The organism is Arthrobacter sp. 05N425, assembly GCF_056397125.1.
Window position 1 is genome coordinate 44,639 of the sequence record NZ_JBFTMU010000015.1, and the last position, 6,391, is coordinate 51,029.

The window sequence follows — 6,391 nt, forward strand, 5'->3', positions numbered from 1 at the left end:
CTAGCCGACCCGCGCGGAGACTGCCAAGTCAAATCAATTCAAATGAGTTATTCATAACRATCTGGTAGTGGGCATACCGTTTCGCCCCCTTTCGCGCGCCTCCCCGCAATTTCTATGTGGTAGTTTCCTCTGGAATGTGACCCGCAACATAGCCCGGCTGGGCTGGCCGCAAGGCCTGCGGGGGGCCAGGCACCCGCTGGCCGAGATCCCGGATCGGCAGCGGACACCCCGCTGCCTTATGGGGGGGACGACGGAAGGATCCACGCTGTGAATGTTGTAACGACCCCGGCCTGCGGACAGGCTGGCCCAGCCCGTGCGGTGGCCTCCGGAACCGCGCAGACCACGGCGATCCTGAACTAGCCCCATGCTCCGATACCTTGCCAAACGTGCCGTCACGTATGCATTCATGATTTTCCTGACCACCAGCGCCGGGTATTTCCTGGCGGTCACCAGCCTGCAGCCGGCGCTGCTGGAGCAGGAAAAAATTCCGCGCCCCACGCCGGAACAGGTTGCCAACTCCTTCCGGCTCAAAGGACTGGACCCGGCCCTGAGCCCTTGGGAACGCTACGTGGACTGGCTCACCGGAATCGTCACGCGCTGGGACTGGGGACGCAGCCCCAACGGCGCCTTCGTGAACGCCGAGTTCGGCGACCGGGTCTGGATCTCCACCCGGCTGTTCCTGGCTTCGATCATCCTCACCCTGATCATCGGCGTCGCCCTCGGCGTCTACACCGCGGCCCGGCAGTACAAGTTCTCCGACCGCGCGATCACCTCGTACAGCTACCTCGTGTACATCGTGCCGGCCCCGATCGCCTACTTCCTGGTACAGCTCGGCGCCATCAACATCAACGAAACCGTGGGCGACCGGATCTTTTTCGTCACCGGCATCTCCACACCCGGGCTGGACGGTGACGGCTGGGTGCAGTTCGTCGACATGATGGCCCACTACGCCGTGCCGACCTTCGCGATCACGATCGTGGGCTGGGGCGCCTACCAGATCGCCCAGCGCCAGTACCTGCTGGACAACGTCAACGCCGACTTCGTCCGCACCGCCCGGGCCAAGGGCCTCACCCGCAACCAGGCCATCAGCCGGCACGCCCTGCGGGTCTCGTTCATCCCGGTGGCGCAGAGCATCGCCTTCACCATCCCGGCCATCTTCGCCGGCGGCTTCTTCGCCGAGAAGATCTTCGCCTGGCACGGCGTCGGCTCCTGGAGCATCGACGCGATCGCGCTGCAGGATGTCAACGCGGCCACGGCGACACTCGCCTACGGCTCCGTGATCTTCGCGATCGGGGCGATCCTCGCCGACTTCGCCACCACCCTTGTCGACCCGAGAGTGCGGGTGCAGTAGCCATGACGAACTTGAACGCCATCGATCCGGCCGCCGTCGCGGAAGAAGCCAAGATCGAGAACAACGACGTCGTGATCGCGAAGTCGCGGATCATCGTGCGGCGCTTCCTGCGCAACAAGACCGCCGTGACCGGCCTGGCGATCTTCGTCCTGCTCACCGTGCTGTCCCTGATCGGCGGGATTTTCTCCAGCTGGGACAAGGAGACGATCGACCCCTTCAACATCGGCATGGGCCCTTCCTCGGAGCACCTGCTGGGCACCTCCCAGGCCGGCATCGACCTGTACGCCCTGACCGTGGAAGGGACCCGGGTCTCGATCCTGATCGGCCTGGTCGTCGGCCTCGTGTCAGTGCTGATCGCCGCGGTGTACGGCTGCACCATGGCCTACTTCGGCGGCAAGGTCGACAAGGTGATGCTGTTCATCCTGGAAGCCCTGATCATGATGCCGGCCCTCCTGGTCGTGGCCGTGGCCACGAGCGGCGGCGGCAACGGGCTGCAGCAGAACCTCCCCAGCTGGCTGCTGCTGATCATCGTCCTGCTGATCTTCAACTGGATGGGCACCGCCCGCCTGATCCGCTCGCTCTCGATGTCGCTCATGCAGCGCGACTTCGTCAAAGCCGCCCAGTACATGGGCATCCCCGCGCGCCGCATCGTCTGGCGCCACCTCGTGCCGAATATCGGTTCGCTGCTGGTCCTGGACATCACCCGCGGCGTGACCGGCGCCATCCTCGCCGAGGTCGCGTTCTCCTTCATCGGCATCGGCATCAAGGTCCCGGATGTGAGCCTGGGCGTGCTGATCGGCCAGGCGACCTCCCAGGTCTCCACCTTCCCGTGGATGTTCTGGGTGCCGCTGACCGTGATGTTCCTGCTGACCGGTTCGCTCGCCATGATGAACGACGGTCTCCGTGACGCGTTCGATCCCAGCTCCAGCTCCATTGGCAGCGCCAAGGAAAAGAAGAAGACCTCATGAGCAGCGATACCACCGCCACCGACCTCAGCACCGCCGAACGGCTGCACGTGGCCGGCCTGCACACCGCCGGCGGGCACTACGCAGATGCGCCGGCGGGTGCCGTGCTCTCCGTCCGCGACCTCAACGTCCGCTTCAACACCGAGAACGGCGTGGTGCACGCTGTGCGCGGCATCGACTTCGACCTGATGCCGGGAAAGACCCTCGGGATCGTCGGCGAATCCGGCTCGGGCAAGTCCGTCACCTCGATGGCCATCATGGGCCTGCTGCCGGATACCGCCGAGGTCACCGGCTCCGTCCGGCTCAAGGGCCAGGAACTGTTGGGGCTCAGCGACAAGGCCATGTGCCGCTACCGCGGCAACGAGCTGGCCATGGTCTTCCAGGACCCGTTGTCCTCGCTGACCCCGGTCTACACCGTAGGCAACCAGATCATCGAGGCGCTCACGGTGCACAACCCGACCATGAGCAAGCAGGCCAAGGAGGCCCGCGCCGTCGAACTCCTGGGCATGGTGGGCATTCCCAGCCCCAAGGACCGGCTCAAGGCCTTCCCGCACGAATTCTCCGGCGGTATGCGCCAGCGGGTGATGATCGCCATCGCGATTGCCAACAACCCGCGCGTTCTGATCGCGGATGAGCCGACGACGGCGCTCGACGTCACCATCCAGGCGCAGGTGCTCGAGGTGCTGCACACCGCGCAGGAGGAAACCGGCGCCGCCGTCGTGATGATCACGCACGACCTGGGCGTCGTGGCCGGAATGGCCGACGACATCATGGTGATGTACGCCGGCAAGCCGGTGGAGACCGGCAGCGTCGACGACATCTACTACAACCCCAGGATGCCCTACACCATGGGGCTGCTGGGCGCCGTTCCCCGCGTCGACGTGGCCGAGAAGACCTCGCTGGTGCCGATCGAGGGCATCCCGCCGAACCTCATCCACGCGCCCACCGGCTGCTCCTTCGCCCCGCGCTGCCCGCTGGTCAGCGAGGCCTGCCTGCAGGGCGAACCCGAGCTCTGGCCGGTCAGCGGCACCGGCGACGGCACCCTGGAGCACAAGGCCGCCTGCATCAAAACCGATTCCCTTGCCACCGAGGTGGACGTCCACGAAATCTTCCACGCCCCCGCGGTGCCCGTCTCCCGGTTCGACGCGGTGCCCCGGGCCGAGCGCAAGGCTGTCCTGGAGCTCAAGGACGTCAAGAAGCACTTCCCGCTGATGAAGGGCGCCCTGCTCAAGCGCCGGATCGGCACGGTCAAGGCCGTGGACGGCCTGAGCTTCGACATCCGCGAGGGCGAATGCTTCTCGATCGTGGGCGAGTCCGGCTGCGGCAAGACCACCACGCTGCTGGAAATCATGGAATTCCACCGCGACCAGGACGGCGAGGTGACGATCGGCGGCCTGAGCAACAAAGCCGCCTCGGACGCCAAGACCAAGGCCGCCATGCGCAAGGAACTCCAGATGGTGTTCCAGGACCCCACCGGCGCCCTGGATCCGCGCTTCACCGTCTACGAGGTGCTGGCCGAGCCGCTGGAGAACTCCGGGATGGCCAAGCCTGCGATCCGGAAGCGGATCATGGAGCTGATGGAGCTCGTGGGCCTCCAGCCGGACCACGTCAACCGCTTCCCGAACCAGTTCTCCGGCGGCCAGCGCCAGCGCATCGGCATCGCCCGCGCCCTGGCGGTGAACCCCAAACTCGTGGTCCTGGACGAACCGGTGTCCGCGCTGGATGTCTCCGTCCAGGCCGGCGTCATCAACCTGCTCGACCAACTCCGCGCCGAACTCGGGCTGAGCTACCTGATGGTGGCCCACGACCTGTCCGTGGTGCGCCACATCTCCAACCGTGTGGCCGTGATGTACCTGGGCAAAATCGTGGAAATCGGGGACGTCGACAGCGTCTTCGACAACCCGCGCCACCCCTACACCCGCGCCCTGCTCTCCGCCATCCCGGTGCCGGACCCGCAGCTGGAGCGCACCCGCGAACGCATTATCCTGCAGGGCGACCTGCCGTCGCCGCTCGATGCGCCGAAGGGCTGCAACTTCGCCACCCGCTGCCCGGTCTTCGCCGCACTCCCGGCCGCCAAGCAGGAAAAGTGCCTGACCCTGGAGCCGCCGCTGGAAACCGCGACGGCGCCTGCCCCGGCCACCGGCCCCCGGACCGACGCCTCGCCGTCGGCCTCCACAGACCAGCAATTCGCCTGTTTCTACCCGGACGGCGAACTGGACGCGGACATGTTGGTTGTCCACGAGTCCCTCTGACGCACCAAACCGCACCTGAACCACAACTCGCACCAAAAATGAAGGGGATCATTATGAAGAATCTGACCAAGATCGGCGGGGTGGCCGCCGTAGTGGCAGCCCTCGCGCTGACCGGATGCGGCGGAGGCGGCGCCACCACGACCGCCGAGAGCGCCAAGGCCCAGGACGCCAACGGCGACCTCAACAAGCTCGTCAGCGTCAACGCCAAGAAGGCCGACGAACTGAAGCAGGGCGGCACCGTGACCCTGCCGGTCGGCAACATCGGCCCGGACTTCAACGGCTTCTCCAATGCGGGTAACTCCGCGGACAACACCGAGCTGCACTACCCGATCGACGAAGCCGGTTACGTGGGCTGCTGGAAGCTCGACTTCGACGGCACCGCGAACCTGAACAAAAACTTCTGCGAAGACTTCAAGAGTGAGGTCAAGGATGGCAAGCAGACCATCACCATCAAGATCAACCCGAAGGCCGTGTACAACGATGGCACCCCCATCAACGCCGCTACCTTCGTCAACACCTGGAAGATGCTCAACGGCAAGAACAAGGACATCGACATTGTCTCGTCCGGTGCCTACGAGTTCATCGACTCCGTCAAGGCCGGCAGCAGCGACAAGGAAGTCATTGCCACCACCACCCAGCCGGTCTACCCGCTGAGCGACATCTTCGGCGGCTTCATCCCGCAGACCGTCAACACGCCGGAGCTCTTCAACACCGGGTTCTCCGGCCAGATGCACCCCGAGTGGATGGCCGGCCCGTTCAAGGTCGACAAGTTCGACTCCGCGGCGAAGACCGTCACCATGGTCCCGAACGACAAGTGGTGGGGCGAAAAGCCGGTTCTGGAAAAGGTGGTCTTCCGCCAGCTCGAGGCCAGCGCCGAGATTGCAGCGTTCAAGAACGGCGAGATCGACATGGCTGACGGCCGCACGCTGACCAAGTACAAGCAGCTCGAAGGCTCCAAGAACTCCGAGGTCCGCCGCGGCCAGCGTCTGTTCGCCGGCGGCCTGAACCTCAACGCCCTGAAGGCCCCGCTGACCGACGTCGCCGTCCGCAAGGCGATCTTCACCGCCGTCGACCGCCCGGCCATCCGCGCCGTGCGCTTCGGTGGCTTGAACTGGGAAGAGGAAAGCTCAGGATCGATGATGCTGATGCCGTTCTCCAAGTACTACCAGGACAACTACCCGGTCAAGGATGTTGGCGCCGACGCGGCGAAGAAGGCCCTGACCGAGGCCGGCTACGCCCCCAACGCCAAGGGCATCATGGAGAAGGCCGGAAAGCCCGTCTCCTTCAAGATCACCAACTTCGGTGACGACCCCACCTCGCTCGCCACCGTGCAGACCCTGCAGAAGCAGCTCCAGGCCGCCGGCATGGACGTCGGCATCGACCAGCGCGGCGACGCCGACTTCGGCAAGGTTGTGGGCAGCCGCGACTTCCAGCTCACCATCAGCGGCTACACCGTGGGCTCGGACGCAACCTCAGGTGTGAAGCAGTTCTACGATTCCAAGACCAACGAAAACCAGCTCGGCGACGCCGAACTGGACAAGGAAATCAAGGACCTCGCTTCCATCCAGGACGATGCCCAGCGCAACAAGGCCGCCATGGAGGTCGAGAAGAAGCACATGGCGAAGTACTTCTCCATGGGCGTCATCATGAACGGCCCGCAGATCTACTTCGCACGCACGGGCCTTGCCAACTATGGCGCGTCCCTGTTCCAGACCCCGGACTGGAGCCTCGTCGGCTGGCAGAAGTAAGCCTTCCCTTCCGACGCTCCCTCACCTAGGGCAGCAATCCAGGCGACCCTCCCCACTMTGCGGGGGAGGGTCGCC

4 protein-coding genes are annotated in these 6,391 nt (G+C 65.2%); all 4 read left to right on the forward strand.

Features of this window, described 5'->3' with window-relative positions; translation table 11 throughout:
- The first annotated feature begins 364 nt into the window (after positions 1 to 364).
- The 4 genes from AC1DGE_RS15400 to AC1DGE_RS15415 are packed head-to-tail and all read left to right on the forward strand — an operon-like array spanning position 365 to position 6,316.
- A complete protein-coding gene (locus AC1DGE_RS15400) occupies positions 365 to 1,351 on the forward strand; it encodes an ABC transporter permease (RefSeq protein ID WP_441419229.1) in 987 nt (328 codons plus the stop codon).
- A 2-nt stretch (positions 1,352 to 1,353) separates the two neighbouring features.
- Entirely contained in the window at positions 1,354 to 2,319 is a 966-nt protein-coding gene (locus AC1DGE_RS15405) for an ABC transporter permease (protein WP_476893399.1), read from the forward strand.
- Complete coding sequence (locus AC1DGE_RS15410; RefSeq protein ID WP_441419231.1) at positions 2,316 to 4,568, forward strand: ABC transporter ATP-binding protein; 2,253 nt, start codon at positions 2,316 to 2,318, stop codon at positions 4,566 to 4,568. The genes AC1DGE_RS15405 and AC1DGE_RS15410 overlap by 4 nt, the downstream gene beginning before the upstream one ends.
- 53 nt (positions 4,569 to 4,621) lie before the next feature.
- The gene (locus AC1DGE_RS15415; protein WP_476909661.1) at positions 4,622 to 6,316 is read left to right on the forward strand and encodes an ABC transporter family substrate-binding protein; all 1,695 of its coding nucleotides are present in this window, start codon (positions 4,622 to 4,624) and stop codon (positions 6,314 to 6,316) included.
- Positions 6,317 to 6,391: the final 75 nt, after the last annotated feature.